General features: G+C 64.1%; 22 protein-coding genes. 11 read left to right on the forward strand and 11 right to left on the reverse strand.

Annotation, left to right across the window (positions count from 1 at the left end; genetic code table 11):
- Window positions 1-34 precede the first annotated feature (34 nt).
- The 6 genes from HMI60_RS14480 to asd all read left to right on the forward strand — a co-directional run bounded on the left by HMI60_RS14480 (window position 35) and on the right by asd (window position 4,970).
- Window positions 35-1,678, forward strand: a complete 1,644-nt coding sequence (locus tag HMI60_RS14480) for a hypothetical protein (RefSeq protein WP_193589846.1) — start codon at window positions 35-37, stop codon at window positions 1,676-1,678.
- Complete coding sequence (locus tag HMI60_RS14485) at window positions 1,675-2,085, forward strand: GntR family transcriptional regulator (RefSeq protein ID WP_018776723.1); 411 nt, start codon at window positions 1,675-1,677, stop codon at window positions 2,083-2,085. The genes HMI60_RS14480 and HMI60_RS14485 overlap by 4 nt, the downstream gene beginning before the upstream one ends.
- A 35-nt stretch (window positions 2,086-2,120) precedes the next feature.
- A complete protein-coding gene (locus HMI60_RS14490) occupies window positions 2,121-2,882 on the forward strand; it encodes a thymidylate synthase (RefSeq protein WP_052247255.1) in 762 nt (253 codons plus the stop codon).
- The gene (locus HMI60_RS14495; RefSeq protein WP_079580765.1) at window positions 2,879-3,496 is read left to right on the forward strand and encodes a dihydrofolate reductase; all 618 of its coding nucleotides are present in this window, start codon (window positions 2,879-2,881) and stop codon (window positions 3,494-3,496) included. The genes HMI60_RS14490 and HMI60_RS14495 overlap by 4 nt, the downstream gene beginning before the upstream one ends.
- Window positions 3,497-3,498: 2 nt before the next feature.
- Window positions 3,499-3,732 (forward strand): NF038396 family protein, encoded by a 234-nt coding sequence (locus HMI60_RS14500; RefSeq protein ID WP_018776726.1) that lies wholly within the window; start codon window positions 3,499-3,501, stop codon window positions 3,730-3,732.
- A gap of 95 nt (window positions 3,733-3,827) precedes the next feature.
- A complete protein-coding gene (gene asd, locus HMI60_RS14505) occupies window positions 3,828-4,970 on the forward strand; it encodes an aspartate-semialdehyde dehydrogenase (protein ID WP_055971632.1) in 1,143 nt (380 codons plus the stop codon).
- On the opposite strand, the gene HMI60_RS21280 is transcribed toward asd, so the two are convergent.
- A complete protein-coding gene (locus HMI60_RS21280) occupies window positions 4,945-5,988 on the reverse strand; it encodes a DUF559 domain-containing protein (protein WP_110503826.1) in 1,044 nt (347 codons plus the stop codon). The genes asd and HMI60_RS21280 overlap by 26 nt on opposite strands.
- Before the next feature lie 195 nt (window positions 5,989-6,183).
- A complete protein-coding gene (locus tag HMI60_RS14515) occupies window positions 6,184-7,305 on the reverse strand; it encodes a winged helix DNA-binding domain-containing protein (RefSeq protein ID WP_193589847.1) in 1,122 nt (373 codons plus the stop codon).
- Window positions 7,306-7,390: 85 nt separating this feature from the next.
- Between HMI60_RS14515 and HMI60_RS14520 the strand changes: the two genes are divergently transcribed.
- The gene (locus HMI60_RS14520) at window positions 7,391-7,870 is read left to right on the forward strand and encodes a hypothetical protein (RefSeq protein WP_018776729.1); all 480 of its coding nucleotides are present in this window, start codon (window positions 7,391-7,393) and stop codon (window positions 7,868-7,870) included.
- Window positions 7,871-7,957: 87 nt separating this feature from the next.
- Here the strand turns inward: HMI60_RS14520 and HMI60_RS14525 are convergent, their stop codons facing one another.
- From HMI60_RS14525 to HMI60_RS14555, 7 genes are all read right to left on the reverse strand, one after another.
- Window positions 7,958-9,025 carry a UDP-N-acetylmuramate dehydrogenase gene (locus tag HMI60_RS14525; RefSeq protein WP_193589848.1) on the reverse strand — a complete coding sequence of 356 codons (1,068 nt, stop codon included), beginning with the start codon at window positions 9,023-9,025 and terminating at the stop codon, window positions 7,958-7,960.
- 9 nt (window positions 9,026-9,034) lie between these two features.
- Window positions 9,035-10,324, reverse strand: a complete 1,290-nt coding sequence (locus tag HMI60_RS14530) for a sugar MFS transporter (protein WP_018776731.1) — start codon at window positions 10,322-10,324, stop codon at window positions 9,035-9,037.
- Between the two features lie 53 nt (window positions 10,325-10,377).
- Complete coding sequence (locus HMI60_RS14535) at window positions 10,378-10,815, reverse strand: MaoC family dehydratase (protein ID WP_018776732.1); 438 nt, start codon at window positions 10,813-10,815, stop codon at window positions 10,378-10,380.
- A gap of 2 nt (window positions 10,816-10,817) precedes the next feature.
- Window positions 10,818-11,267, reverse strand: coding sequence for a MaoC family dehydratase N-terminal domain-containing protein (locus tag HMI60_RS14540; protein ID WP_018776733.1), 450 nt, complete (start codon window positions 11,265-11,267; stop codon window positions 10,818-10,820).
- Between the two features lie 54 nt (window positions 11,268-11,321).
- Window positions 11,322-11,546 (reverse strand): DUF3188 domain-containing protein, encoded by a 225-nt coding sequence (locus HMI60_RS14545; protein ID WP_018776734.1) that lies wholly within the window; start codon window positions 11,544-11,546, stop codon window positions 11,322-11,324.
- 105 nt (window positions 11,547-11,651) lie between these two features.
- Window positions 11,652-12,569 carry a DUF2797 domain-containing protein gene (locus HMI60_RS14550; RefSeq protein ID WP_193589849.1) on the reverse strand — a complete coding sequence of 306 codons (918 nt, stop codon included), beginning with the start codon at window positions 12,567-12,569 and terminating at the stop codon, window positions 11,652-11,654.
- A 19-nt stretch (window positions 12,570-12,588) separates the two neighbouring features.
- On the reverse strand, window positions 12,589-13,452 hold the full coding sequence (locus HMI60_RS14555) for a CoA ester lyase (RefSeq protein WP_018776736.1): 864 nt from the start codon (window positions 13,450-13,452) through the stop codon (window positions 12,589-12,591).
- 391 nt (window positions 13,453-13,843) lie between these two features.
- Between HMI60_RS14555 and HMI60_RS14560 the strand changes: the two genes are divergently transcribed.
- The 4 genes from HMI60_RS14560 to HMI60_RS14575 are packed head-to-tail and all read left to right on the forward strand — an operon-like array spanning window position 13,844 to window position 17,676.
- Window positions 13,844-14,872: an ABC transporter substrate-binding protein gene (locus HMI60_RS14560; protein ID WP_018776737.1), complete on the forward strand. Its 1,029-nt coding sequence runs from the start codon at window positions 13,844-13,846 to the stop codon at window positions 14,870-14,872.
- Between the two features lie 2 nt (window positions 14,873-14,874).
- Window positions 14,875-15,762: an ABC transporter ATP-binding protein gene (locus HMI60_RS14565; RefSeq protein ID WP_055971619.1), complete on the forward strand. Its 888-nt coding sequence runs from the start codon at window positions 14,875-14,877 to the stop codon at window positions 15,760-15,762.
- Entirely contained in the window at window positions 15,762-16,682 is a 921-nt protein-coding gene (locus HMI60_RS14570) for an ABC transporter permease (protein ID WP_055971616.1), read from the forward strand. The genes HMI60_RS14565 and HMI60_RS14570 overlap by 1 nt, the downstream gene beginning before the upstream one ends.
- Window positions 16,683-16,737: 55 nt before the next feature.
- Window positions 16,738-17,676, forward strand: a complete 939-nt coding sequence (locus tag HMI60_RS14575; protein WP_055971613.1) for a TauD/TfdA family dioxygenase — start codon at window positions 16,738-16,740, stop codon at window positions 17,674-17,676.
- 108 nt (window positions 17,677-17,784) lie between these two features.
- Here the strand turns inward: HMI60_RS14575 and HMI60_RS14580 are convergent, their stop codons facing one another.
- Both HMI60_RS14580 and HMI60_RS14585 read right to left on the reverse strand, forming a co-directional pair.
- Window positions 17,785-18,744, reverse strand: a complete 960-nt coding sequence (locus HMI60_RS14580; RefSeq protein WP_255520213.1) for an aldo/keto reductase family oxidoreductase — start codon at window positions 18,742-18,744, stop codon at window positions 17,785-17,787.
- Between the two features lie 10 nt (window positions 18,745-18,754).
- A complete protein-coding gene (locus tag HMI60_RS14585) occupies window positions 18,755-20,509 on the reverse strand; it encodes a glycoside hydrolase family 13 protein (RefSeq protein WP_055971610.1) in 1,755 nt (584 codons plus the stop codon).
- Window positions 20,510-20,528 lie beyond the last annotated feature (19 nt).

The following is a 20,528-nucleotide window of genomic DNA, read 5'->3' on the forward strand; positions in this document are numbered from 1 at the left end:
GACACATTGTTTCTAAGACTTGGGGGTCTTTACCGTGTCCTTTGATGTGCCGCCGTTGCTTTTGGTGGGGCCCGTCGTGGGCGCCGTCTTGGTGTACCTGTTCCTGCGGGTACAAGTGTGGTCCAAGCCCGACGCCACCTCTGTGGCATCACACGGCCTGTGGGTCGGCATCATTGGCTGGATGGCCAGCTCCCTGCAAGGAGCCATGAGCGCGGGTGTGATCCGGGCCAGTCCGACCTCATCAAATGCGCCCTTCACCTCAGAAGACCTCCTATCGGCCCTGGCTTGGCCGATCGCCGCGTCCTTGGTGGTCCATGCCTTGGGCCAGTGGAGCTACCCGGCCCCCAAATCCCCGCACAGGTACGCCGAACTCACCGTCCGCAGGATCCGCGATTTCCTCCCGGCGAAACTCGCCTGGACAACAGTCTTGATCGTTGCCTATGCCGGTACCGCCACAGTCTCGATTGCAGCCCTGCCCGCTCACGCTCCGGTGCGCCCCGTCCCCGCTCCCCCATCATCAATAGGAACGACGGTCTACACAGGCCAGGGCCAGGATGGAAGGATCGCGGGTTCGGAACTTGCCGGGTGGCTTGGCGGCGCCTTAGTGGTTCTTGTTGCAGGGACCTGGCTCGTCCTGGTACTCATCGCACGGCGGCGCCAACTGGAGACGCTAAGCAGCGACGACAACCGCACGCTTCGAGCCATTGCAGCCAACAGGCTGCTGCGGACCGTTGCCACCATCGCCGCAGGCCTCGCCAGCATCGCGGGAAATTTTGCCGCCCTCCCGACGCCTGGGGCAACGTGGCAATCGTCGTGGTTCAACGTTTTGGGTCTTGTCAACATGGCTGTGCTGCTGGTCATGTGGTGGTGGAAGGTGCCGGTCCTTCCTTCGCTTCAGGCATCGGCGAAAGCCATCAGCGGCACTGCTCTCCGCGCCGATCCCCGCACCCACGGCGCAGCAAAACTCAGCGTTTCCCTCGGAGCGGTCCTGGGAGTCGCTGCCGTCTTGCCGCTTGTGACACTGGTGTTCTGGTTCGGTTTCATTCCGGTAGAAGGCCAGCGCTCCCTTGCCCCGGCGATTGTCGTCACCGTGTCTGCCGTCCTGGTCCTGCTCACCATTGCCGCAGGCGAGTTACTGATCGCCCGCAACTATGGCCACCCGGAGGTGCCCCTCGGTTGGCCTCGGCAGCCGGTGTCCAAGGGGTTGCTCACCTTCAGCATTGTTTCGGCCACGGTCTTTGCGGTAACGCTCGTCCTTACAGGTACAGGCCAATCACTCCTGGTCGGCCCACCCGCCTGGCCCGCCAACCTCTTTCTCACGATGGGGGTCGGACTGATGGGCGCTGCCGCGATCCTGGCCACGCGCCGTCGTCGAGGTCTTCCTGAAGTGGGGGACGAGAGCGGGCTTGATGCCGCACTGCGCGCCATTTCGATGTACCGGATTGTCCGAACCCTGGCAGCATTCCTTCTGGCACAGTCAGCGGTGATGATGCTTGGCAACGCCGAAGCATGGGGAACAATGTTCCCGGCTTTCAATCAGCTGGGACCGAGTCCTGTGTACATGACAGGAGTCGTTGTAGCCGTCATTGCCGTCGTCGTCGCGGTTACGCCTGTCCGGAGCCTTTTCCGGGCGATTCCCAGGGGCACCGAACCCAAGCAGAACCAGCCGACGCCATGACCGCCGGAATCTCCATCGACCTCGCAGATCCGGTTCCGCCCTACGAACAGATCCGCCGGCAGCTCAGCTCCCTGATCGCCGTCGGGGTCCTGGAACCTGGAAACCGCCTGCCAACAGTGCGCAGCCTGGCCGCGGACCTAGGCATCGCCGCGGGGACGGTAGCGCGTGCCTACAAGGAACTTGAGCAGTCCGGCGTCATCGAATCACGACGCCGGAACGGCACTGTCGTCGTCGGGCCGCCTCGGGCGCCGCACCGTGTGGCGGGCGGAGACGCTGCGGTGATCGCCGCCGTCGACGGCTTGATCCTGGCCGCCCGCGACGCGGGTGTGGGTGACGCAACGCTCATTGATCTTCTTCGTGGACGGCTGGCGGTTAATGGGCACGGTACAAGTAAGCTTGAACCGTGATTCCCACCCCGTATGAAGACCTCCTGCGTGACGTCATGGCCAACGGCACACACAAATCGGACCGCACCGGCACCGGAACGCGCAGCGTTTTCGGCCGCCAGCTGAGGTTCGATCTCGCCGGGAGCTTCCCGCTCATCACCACCAAGCGGGTCCATTTCAAGTCCGTGGCCGTGGAACTGCTGTGGTTCCTGCGCGGGGATTCGAATGTGAAGTGGATGCAGGACCAGGGAGTGACCATCTGGGACGAGTGGGCGGACGCGGACGGCGAACTCGGCCCCGTCTACGGCGTGCAGTGGCGCAGCTGGCCCACCCCCGACGGCGGCCACATCGACCAGATCTCCGAAGTGATGAAGAGCCTCGCCGCGAACCCGGACTCCCGGCGCCACATCGTCTCCGCATGGAATGTTTCCGAACTCAAGGACATGGCGCTGCCGCCGTGCCACGCGTTCTTCCAGTTTTACGTTGCCGACGGCAAGCTCTCCTGCCAGTTGTACCAGCGCTCGGCCGACACTTTCCTGGGTGTCCCCTTCAACATCGCCTCCTACGCCCTCCTGACGCTCATGGTGGCCCAGCAGCTCGGCCTCGAACCCGGCGAATTCGTGTGGACCGGGGGCGACGTCCACGTCTACGACAACCATGTGGAGCAGGTCGCGGAGCAGCTGAGCCGTGAACCGTACGAGTACCCGCAGCTGAAGATCCTCCGCAAGCCGGACTCCATCTTCGACTACACCGTTGACGACTTCGAGGTGGTCGGCTACCGCCACCACCCCACCATCAAGGCACCGATCGCGGTATGAGCGCACCTTCCTCCGAGGATCCGGCCCAGCTTCCCGGCGTCATCTTCACGCAGGAAACCGCTGCCAGAATGACCGGCATCGGCATGATTTGGGCGCAGACCAAGTCCGGCGTCATCGGCAAGGACGGGACCATGCCGTGGCAGCTGCCTGAAGACATGAAGCACTTCAGCCGGATCACCACCGGGCACCCCGTCATCATGGGCCGGCGGACCTGGGAATCATTCCCGGAAAAGTACCGTCCCCTTCCGGGCCGCACCAACATCGTGGTGACCCGCAACGAAAAGTGGGCATCCACGCCCGAGGCCCAGGGCGCCGTCGTGGTTTCCTCCCTGGACGAGGCACTGCTGGAATCCCAGTTTGCACCCGGAGGCCAGAAGGTGTGGATTGTCGGCGGTGGCGACATCTACCGCCAGTCCATGGGTATCGCCAACCTGGCGGTCATCACCATCATCGACACCGATGTGGAGGGCGACACCTACGCGCCCGAACTCGGCGATGACTGGACCTTTGACACCATGGCGCCCGCCGAAGGGTGGCTCACCGCCAAGAACGGCACCAACTACCGGTTCACTACATGGCGCCGGAACGCAAGCCAGAAAAGCCAGGAAGACTAAGCATGCTGAAAAAACCCGAAACCCTGTTCGTACTGGGCTACATGCTGCTGCCGCTCTTCGCCCTGCTCTCAGCCATTGTTGGCCTGACCATGATCCTGGGCGGCAACAAGATCGTTGGAATCATCGTCCTGGTGGTCGTGACGCAGGTGTTCACCTTCGGTGCCTTCTTTGCCCTGCGCAAGCGCAAGGCCGCCCTGCTGCAGGAGTCGGACGCACTGCCTGCTCCCCGCGACTGAGTCAGCAGCATCACTGTGGTGGGTGCCGGCGTCGTGCTTCGCGTGCGTGACGTAACCAACAGCGGCACTTTGCTTCGAAAGTTTAGACTTGGTGAATGACTACAGCAGCTAATCCGTCCGTTGGACTGGTCGGTTGGCGTGGCATGGTCGGCTCAGTCCTGATGCAGCGCATGCAGGAAGAGAACGACTTCGCCAACATCAACCCGGTATTTTTCTCCACCTCGAACGCAGGAGGTGCCGCCCCGTCCTTTGCAGAGGGGGCAGGCAAGCTCGAGGACGCGTTCGATATTGAGACCCTTGCCAAGCTGCCGATTATTGTCACCGCGCAGGGCGGCGACTACACCAAGCAGGTCCATGGTGAACTCCGTAGCCGCGGCTGGGACGGCCTCTGGATCGACGCTGCCTCCACCCTGCGCATGAACGATGACTCGATCATCGTGCTGGACCCCATCAACCGCGACGTCATCGACGCCGGACTCTCCGGCGGCGTGAAGGACTTCATCGGCGGAAACTGTACGGTCTCCTGCATGCTCATGGGCCTCGGCGGCCTGTTCAAGAACAACCTTGTGGAGTGGGGCACGTCCATGACGTACCAGGCCGCTTCCGGCGGTGGAGCGCGCCATATGCGCGAACTCCTCAACCAGTTCGGCACGCTCAACAACGAGGTCAGCAGCGAACTGGACGACCCGGCATCGGCCATCCTGGAGATCGACCGCAAGGTGCTTGCCACCCAGCGCACCGGGGTTGACGCCACGCAGTTCGGCGTGCCGCTCGCGGGCTCGCTGATTCCCTGGATCGACGCCGACCTCGGCAACGGCCAGTCCAAGGAAGAGTGGAAGGCCGGCGTCGAGACCAACAAGATCCTCGGCACCGGAACCGGAACCGCGGGCAAAGACCACATCGCCATGGACGGCCTGTGCATCCGCATCGGAGCCATGCGTTCCCACTCCCAGGCCCTCACGCTGAAGCTGCGCGAAGACCTGTCCGTGACGGAGATCGAAAACCTCCTGGCCAAGGACAACGAGTGGGCCAAGGTTGTTCCGAACACCAAGGAAGCCTCCATGGCAGACCTGACCCCGGTTGCGGCATCAGGCACGCTGGACATCCCCGTGGGCCGTATCCGCAAGCTCGAAATGGGTCCGGAGTACATCAGCGCCTTCACCGTGGGCGATCAGCTCCTGTGGGGCGCAGCCGAGCCCCTGCGCCGCATGCTCAACATTGTGACGGGCAAGCTCTAGGCTTCTCCGCCTCTCGTTCGAAACCCGCTGTTCCGCTGCTTTCCCGCAACGGAACAGCGGGTTTTCGACGTTCTGGCCTCGACAAGGCAGTCTTCACTTGCCGTTCCACTTCCCACGGCCTGCCGAGATCCTGCCACTCGATTCGGATAACGTCCCAGCCCAATGCATTGAGTGCTTTCTCACGTCTCCGTTCCTGAAAGACCACCTCGTCAGTGGGCGCATAGTCGAAGTACTTGGTACGGCCGTCGAACTCGAGAATAACTTTGCTGTCCGGCCATCCGAAGTCTCCGCGGTAGCGACCGATGGGAGTATCGACTTCGAGCTGAAGCACGGCTTCCGGGATTCCCAGCCTCTCCAAAAGAGCACGCGTCCGGGTCTCGCCCACAGATTCGGAACGGCCATCCATTGCGTCCAGCACCCGCCGCAAGCGTCGAGCGCCTCTCGTGATCCGGCCCCCGTCCACATAAGCCTGAATCAACACCGGATCCGCCCCTCTGCGAAGGGCTTGGTCTGCGACCACCAGTGCCCGTTCGAATTCCAGGGTCCGGGCACAATCGACGACAGTGCGCTCCAGGCTCGTCACTCTGGCGGGTCGCCCCCAAGGAGTCAGGACCTCAACAATCTCGGCAGCTTCCAGCGCTGCACCATGTGCCCGTACATCCTCCCCGGAACTTGTCTGGGCCGGCGAGAACGGCGTGGTGACGTGCACCAGGGGCCCACCATCCCACGGTGCGCATCCATGCAGGCGCGCGGCACTGGCATGGCTGTAAAGAATGGCCGAGCGCGAACTAAGCTGGTGTGCTTGGATTCTCAGCAGGTCCTGCTCCCAGGGAGGTCGGCGACGCCAGTCTGAGCTTCGGGCGTATGCGCCCCGTCTTACCCGAATAAGCTTGCCGGAGCGCACACCCGCTGTCAGCACGCGGGCGCCCAAGCCTTTTCCTGCGAGGTCCGACGTAACAGCAATGGTGCTGTCAGGCCAATTGGCGGCTATTAGTGCATCCAGTTTTCGCGATTGCATGCATTCATCGTGAGTTGGTCCAGGATGTCAGGACATCCCATTTCCGCCGTATGTGGACAAGTGCTGCATCAAACCATGCCCGCGCGGAGACGGCCCTTGGCGCGCAGCCCCTAATAACGTCGCGGACCCGCAACAACGTCGTTGGGCTGCAACGAAACAGCGGGCCGACAACGACTTTGAGGCGTAGCGAGCAGGTCAGCCGGCCATGAACTTCAGGTAGGCCCGGCCCTGTGCCTGGAACGACCGTTCCGCCGCCGGCCCCAACGTCCCCGCGAACGGCTCAGGCTCGACTCCGATGGTCTTGCCACTCGCCGTCCTCGCCCAAGTCCCGATCACTTCACCCCCGGAGACGATGATCCGCTTGAACACGCCATTCTTTCCCGGGACCACCAACTCCGCGAATTCAGGGGCAAGGACCAGGCTCCGGTCCTGGTAGCCGAGCAGGTATTCGTCGAACCCGGGAAGAGCCAGCAATGAGCGCGAGCCGGGGACGCCGTCGTCGAGCATTGCAGCTGACTCCGGCGAGAGCCAGTAGCTGGTGCCGCCGGACTCCAGCTCAACCAGGCCGTCCCGGACTGTAGCGAGGGCAGCCCGCGCCTCCTTCAAGGGGATCTGGCTCCACCACGAGAAATCCTTGATGGTGGCCGGCCCGCGACTCCTCAGATAGCGGAAGAGCAACTCAGCGATGCCTTCCTCCCTGTCCAGCTCCCGTGACTGGTGGATCCATTCATCGAAAGGCACAAACAGCTGCTGCACGCCCACCTTGCCGTTGGACACCGCCATGGGCCCCTGAACCAGCCATGCACGCTGGCAGAGGCTGCCGAGCAGGTGGATGCCGCGTTGGGCTTTGGTGAGCTGGCCGGCCTCCTCGAACGCGAGGAAAAGCTGCTCGCGGCTTGCGCCCGGCGCGCCTTCGGTTTTGAGCGTGTCGAAAGTTGTGAAGGCGATGTCCCGGCAGTGGGCTATGTCGTCGGGCGTGATGGCAAGTTCCCGGTGGCGCCCGGCCACCATGTTCATCAAGCGGCCGCTGGTGATGCCCAGGATCCAACGGAGGTCCTCTGGTGCCAGCAGATGCAACGTGCCGCGCATCGGCCACGAACGCACCACCGTCCCGGCGTCGAGGGCCGCCCGGACGTCGGAGGCCGCAATACCGGGAACCCGCTGCCCCACCGCCCACAGCGCAGCGCCAAGGTCCTGTGCCTGCATGGCGGTCATCCAACGGACGGCATCGGGGACGGTCGGAAGGCCGTTACCCAACAGGCCTTGGGCGGCGAGCCGCAAGCGGCCCAGGACGCGCGGGGTGAGGGGTGCAGGCATGCTTCATCCTAAAAGGACCGGCAAGTACAGGGAACCTTGCCGCGCCTCCCAGCCGTCACCCAGCAGCGGCTCCTAGGATGAATTCATGCTTTTTGGTGATCTCGCTCCGTTTGTGCGGCCATTGAGCCGGTGGTTGGCAACCGCCGGCTGGTTCTGCACGCTCGTGGGACTTGGCTCCGGGCTGATCGTGGCGGTGGGAACGGGAGTAAGCCTCTCCCCCTCCATGCAAGCCATCCAGACCGTCAGCTTGGTGGCAACCGCTGCGGCGGCGCTGCTGATCGGAACGGCAGCGGCCAGCCAGCCCCTTGCGGATCGCCACGACGACGCCCCGGAACCCTGGTACTACCCCGCCGCGGCAGCGCAGGTCCGCAGCTTCCTCCTCGGAGCGATCGTGCTGCTGCTCGGCTTGGTGGGATTCGCCACGGCCGGCGTGTTCATGCCGAGCGGCCCGTCGCCGCAAAGCATCGCGTTCAGCCAGATCTTCCTGTTGGGATCGGTCAGCTGCGGACTCACGTTCCTGCTGCTCAACAAGGTGCTGCCAATCGCCGAACGCCGCACACGCTAGCCCACACGCGCCGAGGGGCGGGATCTCAACCCTAAGCCACGCCCTATACACCCGAAAGCTTGCCCCTCGCGGGAACACGCGAGGGGATTAGAGGCTGGCGCCGATCAGCAGCGGCTCCGGGTGCAGTTCAATGCCGAAGCGTTCGACGACGCCAGCCCTCACCTCGCGCGCGATGGCGAGCATATCCTCCGTGGAGGCCGAGCCTCGGTTGGTGATGGCCAGGGTGTGCTTGGTGGACAGGGAAGCCCGCCCCCCGGAAACGCTGGTCTCCTCCAGCCCGAAGCCCTTGCCGAATCCGGCATGGTCGATCAGCCACGCAGCGGAGAGTTTCACCAGGCCGTCTGAACCGGCCGGATACTTGGGAGCATTCTCCGGCAGCCCTGCCGCCTGGTCGGCGGGGACAATGGGGTTGGTGAAGAAGGAACCCGTGGAGTAGGTGTCGCGATCGGACGCGTCCAGGACCATGCCCTTGGATCCCCGGAGCCGCAGGACTTCCCGGCGGACGTCGTTCGAGTAGGCACGCTTGCCTGCCTCTACGCCCAGCGCCCGGGCCAATTCCGCGTAGCGGACCGGGGCGCTCATCCGGCCCAACGGCAGCTGGAACTCCACGGTCAGGACCACGTAGCGCGGGGATCCCTCAATGGTGGTTTGCTTCAGGATTGAGTCACGGTAGCCGAACTTCAGCTCGGAATTGGTGAAGCTCCGGACAGCGTTGCGCTCCCGGTCCCACGTCCGGACCGCGGCAATGGTTTGTGACACGTCCGCGCCGTACGCGCCAACGTTCTGCACCGGGGTGGCGCCCGTGGCACCCGGGATGCCGGACAACGCCTCCAAGCCTGACCACGCGTGCAGCACGGAATATTCCACCAGCGCATCCCAGTTGTGGCCCGCCTGTACCACCACGGAGACACCGCCGCAGCTGTCCTCGGAGTTCACGGTAAAGCCCTCGGAAGCGATTTTTACCACGGTGCCGGGGAAACCGTCGTCGGAGATCAGCAGATTGGACCCGCCGCCAATAATCAGGAGTTTCTCCCCCGCGGCGTCTGCCGAGCGGACGGCGTCGATGATTTCGGCTTCGGTGCGGGCTTCAACATAGTTCCCTGCGGGGCCGCCGACGGCAGCTGTGGTCAAGTCTGAAAGAAGCATCTGGGTCACTAATCAAGCCTAACGGGCATCGGCCGGCTCCACCGACGAGGCCTTTTGCTTGCCCGCCAGGGGTGCCAGGAAGAAACTGACCACCAACAGCGCCAGAGGGGCCAGCAGCGAATGGAGGATGCCGAAATGCTCTGCCAGCAATCCAAGGAGCGGAGGACCGCACAGGAACGCCCCGTAGCCGATGGTTGACACCACGGAGACGCGGGCGGCGGCATGAACGGGATCATCGGCGGCAGCAGACATTCCGACGGGGAAGCCCAACGAAGCGCCCAGTCCCCACACCGCCAGCGCAACGAACGCAAGCCACGGAACCGGTGAAAACACGAAAAGCGCAAGACCCACGACGGCGGTGGCCGAGCACCAGCGCATCACCAGCACCCGCCCGAACCGGTCGAGGATGACCGTCCCCGTGAAGCGACCGATGGTCATGAACGTCACGAACACCCCGTAACCTACGGCGCCCGCTGCGTCGCTTTGGCCGTGCCCGTCTGCCAGTGCCAGAGCCACCCAGTCACCCGCCGCACCCTCAGCCAAAGCCAGGCCAAGGACAAGGACTCCGATCAGCAGCGTCCGGCGGTCACGCCATGCGAGGGCCACAAGCCGTTTGTTGTCCAGCGGTGCGGTTGCCTTGCCGCCCTCTTGGCCGGCCGGCGTTGGAGTAATAACAGGCAGCGGGCCCGTGGAGGGGTCCCGGAAGGTATCGGTCTCGTGGGGGCTGAATTTAGTGGTGGCTTGGGCGGTCTTTTCCGAACGGAACCAGAAGCCGGCAGTCACCACCGAGGCCGTCACCACGAAGCCGGAAATCAGGAAGTGCCAGAACACCGGCATGTGCACGGCAGCTGCCCAGGCCCCGAAGCCCGCCGCAGCCACGGTTCCCAGGCTGAACGCGCCATGCAGGTGCGGCATGATGTGCCGTTCAAGTTCACGTTCAAGCGCCGCACCCTCGACATTGGACGCCGTATTCCAACTCGCCGTACCCAGGCCGAGGACCACCAGTCCTGCGGCAACCACCAACGGATTGGCGGCAAGCGAGGTCCCGATGCCGACCACAATCAGCCCCGCCCCCACCATGCAGCTGCCGATTCTCGTGGTGAGCTTGGGACCGAGTCGAAGCACGATGAGGCCCGAGGCTGAAATCGAGATGAAGGACGCCACCGTCATGCACATCAGCAACAGCCCGATGCCGCCCGGAGTCAGGTCCAGGCCATCCCGGATGGCCGGCAGCCGGGACACCCAGGTAGCGAAGGCCACCCCGCTGGCAGCATAGGACGCCAGAACAGCGGCGCGCCACCGCAACATCGCAGTCGCAGTGGCGCTCGCTTTGCTGCCGTGTGGGGTGGTGTTCTGTTGGTTCAAGAGACCTTCACAACCGCCTGCGACTTCATGAGGACTTTCTGTCCGGCCGCTACCACGGTGAGGTCGATGCGGGCGGTGCGGGCATCGGCGTCGAGCGCTCCCACCACGCCGGTGACGTCAATGACAGCGCCGGCCTCATCCGTGCCGGTTGTGTCGGCGACCAGGACGGGCTTGGTGAAGCGCGTCTGGTAATCGACGACGGCGGCAGGGTCGCCTGCCCAGTCGCTCACCAACTGGACTGCGGCGCCCATGGTGAACATGCCGTGGGCGATGACGCCAGGGAGTTCCACGGAGGTAGCGAACGCTTCGTTCCAGTGGATGGGGTTGAAGTCCCCCGACGCCCCTGCGTACTTCACCAGGTCCTGGCGGGTGACGGGAATGCTCCGCGTGCCGATCTCCTGGCCAACGCTGAGTTCTTCGAATGTGTGGCTCATGGTTACTGTCCCTCTCCGCGGACCAAAATGGACGAGGTGGTGGTGGCGACCTTCTCGCCGGCTTCCGTGGAGATTTCGGAGCGTGTGGTGATCATCGCTCCCCCACCCATGGCCCGGACGCCGTCGACATGCAGCTCGGCTACCAGACGGTCGCCGGCAACGATCGCGCGGTGGTGCGTGAACCGCTGGTCGGCGTGGACCACCCGGGAGAAGTCGATGCCCGATTCGGGATCCTCAACCAGTTGGGCATCGGCACGTTGGGCGACAATAATGGCGAACGTTGGCGGTGCCACGAGGTCGCTGTGGCCCAGGGCCTTTGCTGCCTCAACATCGAAGTGCGCCGGATTGGTGGCCTTCACGGCCTTGGCGAACTCGCGGATTTTTTCACGGCCGACGTCGTAAACCTCTGCGGCAGGGTAGCTGCGGCCCTGCAGGTCCGGATTGATACTCATGGTCCAACCCTATCGGGCGGCGGCTTCCCGGGCAGCGTGAAAACCGCGGGCACGCTACTTCTTGTAGCTCTTGCGGATCTTCTGGCCCCGGACCACCATTCCGGTGACGTGCAGGATCAAGCCGACACCGATCACGGGCAAAGAGGCCATGGCCAGCGCCTGGTTCCCTGTGGTGTTCCCAACAATGGACAGGATGAGTCCCACAGCGATCAGCCCCATGGCGCTGAAAACCAGCGCTTTGTAGGAGGTGGAGGCGGTGGCCCAGAATTGTTCTAGCACCGTCCAAGTCTAGCGGGGTGGGTGCGAGGGGTTGGCTTTCAAGGGAAAGAAGTGGAAAGAAGCGCTTTTTAGGGTCGGGATGTCGCCCCTCGCCGCAACGGGAGGTCAGAAGAGCGAGTCCTGCAAGGCCGGGATCTCGGTCGTGTGCGGACCGAATTCGATCTTGCGGCCCTTCAATGCGCCCAGGTCGGCAACGAAGCTGCCCTCGACCTCGTTGCCTGCAGCGTCCGGCAGGCCCGCCAAGGCGATCGCCCCGGACAGTGAGTGGATCCGCAGACCGTGCCCGCCGTCGTCGAACGTTGCCGGGTAGCGGTGACGCACGCCGCCCGGACGGACAGTGCAGAGGGTGTCGGCCAGGGCGGGCCTGTCCCGCTCTTCCTCCACAACGGCAAAACCGGTCATGGCCAGCCCGCCCAGCAAGCTGCGCACGCGCCCGGCGTGCTGCCGGTTCACGGCTGAAAGCTCGACGGCGTCGCGCGGCTCCACGAGTCCGGCCACCTTGGCAGCGGAACGGACCTGCTGCACGAGGCCGAGCTCGCGGGTCACAAGGTCCTCCAGGACCCGGACAACACGGCCATCTTCGGCATGGGCCACGTAGGAAGCGTGAACCGCTCCCTGCTCCGCGAGCCTGTTCCATTTGCGCGGCGCCGACGCGGTACCGATTTTGGTAGCCCCGTTCGCGAAGGTAGCCACGTAGAGCCAATGCGGTTGCATCAGGTACGCGCGGAGGCCCGTGGGAACGGAGCCGCCCCGGTGGAAGTCGTGCATCAGCCGGGAATCATCGCGGGCGAAGCAGGTCCCGCATTGCTTGCCCCGTTCAGCAGGAGAGCCACTGGGGCAGGGAACGTGCGTGCGCTCTCCCGGGCCGTGGACCTTGCTGTGGCCCAGGCACCACAAACCGGGGGAAACGCGCAGGCCCAGGGCTGAGCCCCGGGCCAACGCAACATCAGTGAACTCCGACTCCGGCGACCAAAGCCTCAACGCCGCAGAGAACGAGTCCCATACGACTCCGTGGACGAGCATATTTACTTGACCGGCATGCCTACAGCGAAGGCTGGACTCCGAAGGCGACGGCGAGCTTCATGATCTTCTCGGCGCGGCCCAGGCGCGGGAGGTCGGAGCCGTCGCGGATCACGCGGCCGTTGGCTTCGAAGTCGTTCATGAAGTCGGTGGCCCAGGCGACATCGGATGGCGTGGGGCTGATGACCTCGTTGATCACAGTGGTCTGGTCAATGGCCAGGCAAAGCTTGCCGGTCATGCCCATGGTCACGGTGATTCCGGTCTGCTCGCGCAGGATGGGGTGGTTGGTGCCGACGGTGGGGCCATCGATCGGTCCCGGCAGGTTGCCGACGCGGCTGGCGACGACGAGCTTGGCCCGCGGGTACGCCATGGCTTCCGGGGTGGCCGCCATGCCGGTGTCGCGGCGGAAGTCGCCCGAACCGAACGCGAGCCGGAATGCTCCCTGCGCACGGGCAATGTTGTTGGCTTCCTCGATGCCGAGGGCGGACTCAACCAGCGGAATAACGGGAGTCTTGCCGTCCATGCGGTGGTAGGACTCGGTGACCTGGTCGGCGGACTCGGTCTTGGCCAGCATCACGCCGAGCAAGCCGGGAGTTCCGCGCAGTCCTGCGAGGTCGTCGGCCCAGAACTTGCTGGTGGCATCGTTGATGCGGACCCAGGCCTGGCCACCTGCGGTCAGCCAGTTCACCACGTTCTCGCGTGCAGCGTCCTTCTGGGACGGGTCCACGGCGTCTTCGATGTCAAGAATGATGGCGTCAGCGCGCGAACCCGCGGATTCGTCGAAAAGCTCCGTTTTCATCGCGTTCACAAGAAGCCATGAGCGGGCGATGTCGGCGGGAATGTTGCGGGTGGGCCGAATGGATTCGGCGGCGATGCTAGACGTCATGTATCTACCGTATCTGCCCTGCCGCCCGCTAGGCGAAGAATTCGGCCTCCTTGTGAGGATCAATACGAACTAAACCCCATATGACTGTGGAGTCCCGCAGTATGAACGTCCGACGGCGGTCCGCGCCAGTCATTTCAGGCGCACCTGTCGCTGTTGTTCACGGGACTCAATACGGCGTCTTTGAGTCCTCCGATTGCCGAACGTGGCTCAGGATTTCGCCCCGTTTCGGGCTGTTTCGCAGCGTTTCCGGGCGTTACCGCGCCACTTCCCACACGCCGTCGCCATGGGCTTTCATCGTTCCCAAGCCGTTGCGCAAGGTCCCCGGCCATTGCGTTAGCCGGCTCACCCGACACCCAACCCAACCCACCCCAACCCATCGAAAGTAGCTCCCATGAAACTGCATCTGCCCCTCCTGAGCGTCGCGGCCGCCGTCGTACTAGCGCTGACGGTGAGCGGCTGCGGCGGTGCAGCCGAAGCCGGACAAGGCGGCCAGCCTGGCAACGAAGTCAAAGAACTTCGGTACCAGGGCTCGGCCAACAACGTGACTTTCCCCGAACTGGCGGCAGACCTCGGATACCTGGGCGACCTGAAACTCGACTGGGTGGGTAACACCACCAGCGGTCCCCAGGACATCCAGTCCGCTGCGACGAACCAGACAGACTTCGGCGGCGCTTTCTCCGGCGCGGTAGTCAAGCTGATCGAGGCCGGAGCCCCCGTCAAGGCTGTGGTCAACTACTACGGTTCGGATGAGAAAACCTTCAGCGGCTACTACGTCAAGGCGGACAGCTCCATCAAGGAACCCCGTGACCTGATCGGAAAAAAGATCGCGGTCAACACCCTTGGCGCCCACCATGAAGCCGTCATCAACAGCTACCTGACCAAGAACGGCCTGAGCCAGGACGAGATCAAGCAGGTCCAGCTGGTTCCTTTGGCCCCCAACGACACGGAAGAAGCAATCCGCCGCGGACAGGTGGATGCGGGCACCCTGGGCGGTGTCCTCCAGGACCGGGCCATTGAGGCCGGCGGCCTGCGGTCCCTGTTCAGCGATGTTGGACTTTTCGGCAACTTCGCCGGCGGCCAGATCGTCCTCCGCAGCGACTTTATTGAAAAAAACCCGAACACCACACGCACCTTCACCACGGGCGTTGCCAAGGCCATCAAGTGGGCTGCGGAAACACCGCGTGATGAAGTCATTGCCCGGTTCACCAAGATCATCGAAAGCCGCGGACGCAACGAAAGCACGGCAAACCTGAAGTTCTGGAAGAGCCCCGGCGTGCCGGATGCAGGCGTGATCCAGGACCAGGACTTCACGCGGTGGGAAGCGTGGCTGAACTCGGCCGGAATCGTCAAGGACAAGCTGACGCCGTCCAAGTACTACACCAACGACTTCAACGATCTCGCCGCTGCGAAGAAGGGATGACCATGACCGCGAAGATCAGCCTCAGAAACGTCAGCAAACAATTTACGGTCCGGGCCTCGAAGTCCACTCCCGCGACGACGCTCACAGCCATCGATTCCCTCAGCCTGGATGTCCGCGACGGCGAATTCCTGACCCTGGTGGGGCCCAGCGGTTCGGGCAAAACCACACTTCTGGACCTGCTTGCCGGGCTTTCCACGCCCACCTCGGGAGAGGTATTGGTGGACGGCAAGGCAGTAACCGGACCGGGCAAGGACCGGGCCGTGGTGTTCCAGCAGTACGCGTTGTTCCCTTGGCGCACGGCCTCGGCCAACGTGTCGATCGGGCTTGAAGGAGCCGGCCCGGATGGCAGGAAACTGAACCGCCGTGAGCGCGCCGCGAAAGCCAGCGAGTACCTGGCGCTGGTGGGCCTGGCGGGCTTCGAGGACCGCTACCCGCACGAGCTGTCCGGCGGTATGAAGCAGCGTGTAGCCATCGCCCGGAGCCTGGCCTACGAGCCGGATGTGCTGCTGATGGATGAGCCGTTCGCAGCCCTGGACGCGCAGACCCGCGAGCAACTCCAGGACGAGCTCCTCAGGATCTGGAAGGCCACGGGCAAGACGATCGTGTTCATCACCCACGGCATCGACGAAGCCGTGTACCTCGGCGAGCGCGTTGCCGTGCTCAGCGCCCGCCCGGGACGCCTCAAGGAAATCGTGGACATCAATATCCCGGACCGGGAGGGCGACGAGGACATCCGTTCCCACCCCGCCTTCGTGGAGCACCGCCATCAGGTGTGGACCCTGCTGCACGACGAAGTCCGCCGGGCACAGGACGCGGGCCACCGCAAGATCCTGCCCGACGGCAGCGCCCCTGACGAACCCGCCACCATCCCCGAAAGGAGCGCAGCCTGATGACCACCACGCTTACGCAAAAAGAAGCGGCACCCCAGGCCGGCGTCGTGACCGGTGCGAGGACCGCCGTCGCACCTTCCCGCACGCAGGACCCCCACAAGGAACGTTCGACGCCGGCAGCCAGCCGGGTCCGGCGGGTCACCGCGGCGCTGGGCTCGGGCTTGTGGAAGTCCGCAGCGATCGTGGCGTTCCTGGCGCTGTGGGAGCTGGGGCCGACGTACCTGGCGAGTCCATCGACGCGGGTGTTCCTGCCTCCGCTGCATGAGGTCCTGCTGGCGTGGGGAAAGCTGTTCGAATCCGGGACCATCCAGGGCCATATCGCGGCCAGCCTGACCCGCTCGGTAGCCGGCTTCGGCGCGGCCCTGGTGGCGGGCGTTTCGCTGGGCCTCCTCATCGCTTGGTACGGACGACTGAACTCGGTGCTGAACCCGTTGCTGGAACTGTTCAGGAACACGGCAGCGCTGGCCTTGCTGCCGGTGTTCACGCTGCTGCTGGGCATTGGCGAGGAATCCAAGATCAGCATCGTGGCGTACGCTGCGTTCTTCCCGGTCCTCCTGAACACGATCGCCGGTGTGAAGACCGTGGACCCGCTGCTGATCAGGGCTGCGCGGTCGCTGGGACTCAACAGCTTCCGGCTGTTCCAGAAGGTCATCCTGCCCTCTGCCGTTCCCACGATCTTCACGGGCATCCGCATGGCCGGCACCGCGTCCATCCTGGTGCTGATTGCTGCTGAAATGGTGGGCGCCAAGGCCGGTTTGGGCTACCTGATCGTGAACGCGCAGAGCAGCTTCCTGATCCCGGACATGTACGCGGGCATCCTCACGGTGTCCTTGCTGGGACTCGGCGTGAACTTCCTGCTGGTCGGACTTGAACGGCACTTCTCCCGTTGGCGGACCGCCGTGGGCGCCGCAGCTTCCTAGAAACCACCCCCGCGGCATCCGCCGCAACCATCACAACAAGTAAGGAAACAGAACCATGACCGTCATTACCGAAACCAAGCTCGAATTCGCCAAACTCGGTTCACGCATCGGCGCCGAAATCCGCGGGCTGGACATCAGCGGAGACCTCAGCGAGGACACTGTTGCGCAGATCCGGGCAGCGCTCAACGAACACAAGGCGCTGGTGTTCCGGGAGGCGAACATCCTCAGCGATGAGGCACAGGTGAAGTTCGCTTCGCACTTCGGCCCGCTCACCAAGGCGCACCCGACAGTGGCATCGGTGGAGGGCGAAGAGAACGTCCTTCCCGTGGACAGTGAGAACGGCTCGGCCAACAACTGGCACACGGACGTCACTTTCGTGGTCAACCCGCCGCAGGCTTCCACGTTGCGCAGCATCGACCTGCCCGCCTACGGCGGCGAGACCCTGATCGCGTCCTCGGCCGGCGCCTACCAGGACCTCCCCGATGAGCTGCGCACCTTTGCCGATTCCCTGTGGGCCATCCACACCAACGATTACGACTACTCGGTGCCCAAGAACCTGGAACACCAGAACGCCGAGGAACGCCGCAAGGAATTCACCCGGCTGAAGTTCGAGACGGCCCACCCTGTAGTGCGGGTCCACCCTTTGACCGGCGAGCGCGGATTGTTCATTGGGGGCTTCGCGCAACGGCTCAGGATCGTGGGCTTGTCCAACACCGAATCGAAGGACATCATCCGTCTGCTGCAGGCGTATGTGACACGTCCGGAGAACGTGGTCCGGGTGAATTGGGAGCCGAACCAGGTGGTCCTGTTCGATAACCGCATCACACAGCACTACGCACCGGACAACTACGACGGCCAGCCGCGCAAGCTCAACCGGGTGACCATTGCCGGTGACATCCCGCTCAGCATCGAAGGCAAGCCGAGCCAGGCGCTCCAGGGCGACTCAAGCACGTACTCGGTGGTCGCTCCGGTGACTGCGCCTGCCGTTTCGTAGGGGCCTGTATGTGTTGCTGTTTTAACCCGGCTGAGTCGCCGTCGGGATCGTTCCAAACGCCGGGAACGATCCCGGCTGCGACTCAGTCCGGGTTAAGGTCAGTCCGGGTTAGGGGAGGTTGCTTCCGCGCGCCGTTGTCCACAGGCCATACCACTGCGCCCGGGTCATGTCCTTGGCCACTGCGGCCGCGTCGGCGCACGCTGTGATCCGGGCGGGATTGGTCGTTCCAACCACCGGCGAGATGCGGGCCGGGTGTTTCATCAGCCAGGCAAGCAGCACCGATTCAGGGGTTGTGCCGTGCACGCCGGCCAGTTCTTCGAGCATCGTCGCTGTTGCCGACTCAGCCAGGGACAGGTCACCGGACTTCGCACCCGTATAACGCCCTTGGGCCAAGGAACCGTAGGCCTGCAGCTCGATCCCGTGGGACATGCAGTACTCCAAGGTTCCGTGCGGGAAGCTGTAGCCCGCATCCCCGGGATGATTGACCAGCACGGTGCTCTCCAGCCAGTCGCTGCGAAGCAGGCTCATTTCAAGCTGGTTGGCCACGATGGGAGTCTCCAGCGCGTCCTGCAGGAAAGCGATCTGAGCGCCGGACATGTTGGACACACCCAATTGCCGCACCTTGCCTTCGGCCATTAACTGCCCGACGGCGTCAGCTACCTCGCGCGCGTCCATCAAAGGATCCGGCCGGTGAAGGAGCAGGACGTCCACGTAGTCCGTTTGAAGGCGTTTCAGGCTTTCGTTGACCCGTTCGAGAATCGCTTCACGGCTCAGGTCGTAGTGCGTTTGCAGGCCCCGCTCCCCCAGCCTGATTCCACACTTGGTTTGGAGCGTGATCTTTTCGCGCAGACCCTGCGAACGGGCGAGGACTTCGCCGAACACGGCCTCGGACTTTCCGTTGCGGTAAATGTCCGCATGGTCGAAAAGGCTTATCCCGATGCCCTGTGCAGCGTCCATCACGGCGGCGGCCTGGTCAATCTCGGCAGCACCGTAGGAAGTGCCGTCCCAAGGACCGCCGAGCCCCATGCAGCCATAGATGAGGCGTCCCCGCCCGTTCGCATTGGTCAATGTGGCTCCTTTAGGCCTTGGCAACGATCCAGGCCGTGGTGTCGGACGGCAGCTTTCCGTTGTCCAACGGACCGCTTGCGACGACAAGCTCACCTTCCGGCAGGTCAACGGGCTCCCCGCCGAAGTTCGTGACCGTGTGCCATCCGCCGGGCCGGCTGAAGTGCAGCACCTCGGCGTTGCCGGTCTCCACCCACTCGAGTTCTTCATCCGTTTGCAGTTCACTGCGCAGGCGGAGTGCCCGCCGGTACAGTTCCAGGGTGGAACCCTCGACGCCTTCCTGCTTTGCTACGGCGTAGTCCGCGAACCATTCGGGCTGGGGCAAGTGCGCCTGGCCGGTACCGAAGCCGAAGGAGGAGCCCTCCGCAGTCCACGGCAACGGGACACGGCAACCATCGCGGCCGATCTCCACGCCCGGGTTCCTGAAGAACGACGGGTCTTGGCGTTCGGAGTCGGGGATTTCCGTTACTTCGCGAAGACCCAGTTCCTCCCCCTGGTACAGGTAGGCCGAGCCCGGAAGCGCAAGCAGCAGGAGCGTCGCGGCGCGGGCGCGACGCAAGCCGAGTTCGACGTCGAGTTCCTCGGCCGGAGCGCCGGCAAGCAGCCAGCCTTTACCGTCCTGGCCCTTGGGCTCTCCGCCCGTGATGTCCTGTGCCGCGTTGGTTCCCTGCGCCACGGAACCGCCCTTGGGCAGGCCGTAGCGTGTGGCGTGCCGGACGACGTCGTGGTTGGAGAAGACCCACGTGGATGAAGCTCCGGACTCCTTGGCGGCCACCAGATTGTCCGTGATGATCTTCTTGAACGACGCGGCATCAAAGTCGGACTGCAGCAGGTCGAAGTTGAATGCCTGGCCGAGACCTTCCGGGCTGGCGTAACGGGCACGGCGGGACTCGTGGACCCAGGCCTCGGCCACAGCGGTGCGCGGCGGGTTGTACTCGTTGAAAAGCTTGCGCCACTCGGCGTACACCTCGTGGACTTCGTCGCGGTCCCAGAACGGGTGGGAACCGTCGATGAAGCCGTCGGTGCCGTGGGCCTTTGCCTCAAGGTCCGCCTTCATGGGCAGCGGCTCGGAAAGGTCTTTGGCCATGCCGTGGGCTACGTCGATGCGGAAACCATCCACGCCGCGGTCCGACCAGAAGCGCAGGGTCTTCAGGAAGTCCTCCCGGATCTCCGGGTTCTCCCAGTTGAAGTCCGGCTGCTCCTTGGCGAAGATGTGCAGGTACCACTGCCCCGGGGTGCCATCGGGTTCGGTGATCCGTTCCCAGATGGGTCCGCCAAACACCGAGTCCCAGTCCGACGGCGGCAATTCGCCGTTCTCGCCCTTGCCGTCACGGAAGATGTAGCGTTCGCGAGCCGCTGAGCCCTTGGGCGATGCCAGGGCTTCTTTGAACCATTCGTGACGGTCGGAGGAGTGGTTGGGGACGATGTCCACCACGATCTTGATGCCGGCTGCGTGCAGGGCAGCTGCCATCTCGTCGAAGTCCTCGAGCGTCCCGAGCTTCGGGTCCACGTTGCGGTAGTCGTCGACGTCGTATCCGCCGTCGGCGAGCGCTGACGGATAGAACGGGCTCAGCCAGACGGCGTCGATCCCCAGTTCCTTCAGGTAGGGAACCTTGGCCGTGATGCCCTTGATGTCGCCCAGACCGTCTCCGTTCGCGTCATAAAAGCTACGCGGGTAGATCTGGTAGACAGCCGCCTGGCGCCACCAGTTGGGATCGGACATGCGGTCTGCGTCGGTTCGGTGTGCCTGAGTGGCGGAGGTGCTCACGAAACTCCTTTGATTTAGA

Source organism: Paenarthrobacter sp. YJN-D (assembly GCF_015040335.1).
Taxonomy (GTDB): domain Bacteria; phylum Actinomycetota; class Actinomycetes; order Actinomycetales; family Micrococcaceae; genus Arthrobacter; species Arthrobacter nicotinovorans.

Coding starts and splice junctions, on each gene's coding strand:
- HMI60_RS14485 (WP_018776723.1), top strand. CDS start 1,675: ATGACCGCCGGAATCTCCATCGACCTCGCAGATCCGGTTCCGCCCTAC.
- HMI60_RS14535 (WP_018776732.1), bottom strand. CDS start 10,815: ATGAGCCACACATTCGAAGAACTCAGCGTTGGCCAGGAGATCGGCACG.
- HMI60_RS14500 (WP_018776726.1), top strand. CDS start 3,499: ATGCTGAAAAAACCCGAAACCCTGTTCGTACTGGGCTACATGCTGCTG.
- HMI60_RS14575 (WP_055971613.1), top strand. CDS start 16,738: ATGACCGTCATTACCGAAACCAAGCTCGAATTCGCCAAACTCGGTTCA.
- HMI60_RS14520 (WP_018776729.1), top strand. CDS start 7,391: ATGCTTTTTGGTGATCTCGCTCCGTTTGTGCGGCCATTGAGCCGGTGG.
- HMI60_RS14515 (WP_193589847.1), bottom strand. CDS start 7,305: ATGCCTGCACCCCTCACCCCGCGCGTCCTGGGCCGCTTGCGGCTCGCC.
- HMI60_RS14490 (WP_052247255.1), top strand. CDS start 2,121: ATGGCCAACGGCACACACAAATCGGACCGCACCGGCACCGGAACGCGC.
- HMI60_RS14565 (WP_055971619.1), top strand. CDS start 14,875: ATGACCGCGAAGATCAGCCTCAGAAACGTCAGCAAACAATTTACGGTC.
- HMI60_RS14550 (WP_193589849.1), bottom strand. CDS start 12,569: ATGCTCGTCCACGGAGTCGTATGGGACTCGTTCTCTGCGGCGTTGAGG.
- HMI60_RS21280 (WP_110503826.1), bottom strand. CDS start 5,988: ATGCAATCGCGAAAACTGGATGCACTAATAGCCGCCAATTGGCCTGAC.
- HMI60_RS14540 (WP_018776733.1), bottom strand. CDS start 11,267: ATGAGTATCAATCCGGACCTGCAGGGCCGCAGCTACCCTGCCGCAGAG.
- HMI60_RS14570 (WP_055971616.1), top strand. CDS start 15,762: ATGACCACCACGCTTACGCAAAAAGAAGCGGCACCCCAGGCCGGCGTC.
- HMI60_RS14555 (WP_018776736.1), bottom strand. CDS start 13,452: ATGACGTCTAGCATCGCCGCCGAATCCATTCGGCCCACCCGCAACATT.
- HMI60_RS14530 (WP_018776731.1), bottom strand. CDS start 10,324: ATGTTGCGGTGGCGCGCCGCTGTTCTGGCGTCCTATGCTGCCAGCGGG.
- HMI60_RS14495 (WP_079580765.1), top strand. CDS start 2,879: ATGAGCGCACCTTCCTCCGAGGATCCGGCCCAGCTTCCCGGCGTCATC.
- HMI60_RS14560 (WP_018776737.1), top strand. CDS start 13,844: ATGAAACTGCATCTGCCCCTCCTGAGCGTCGCGGCCGCCGTCGTACTA.
- asd (WP_055971632.1), top strand. CDS start 3,828: ATGACTACAGCAGCTAATCCGTCCGTTGGACTGGTCGGTTGGCGTGGC.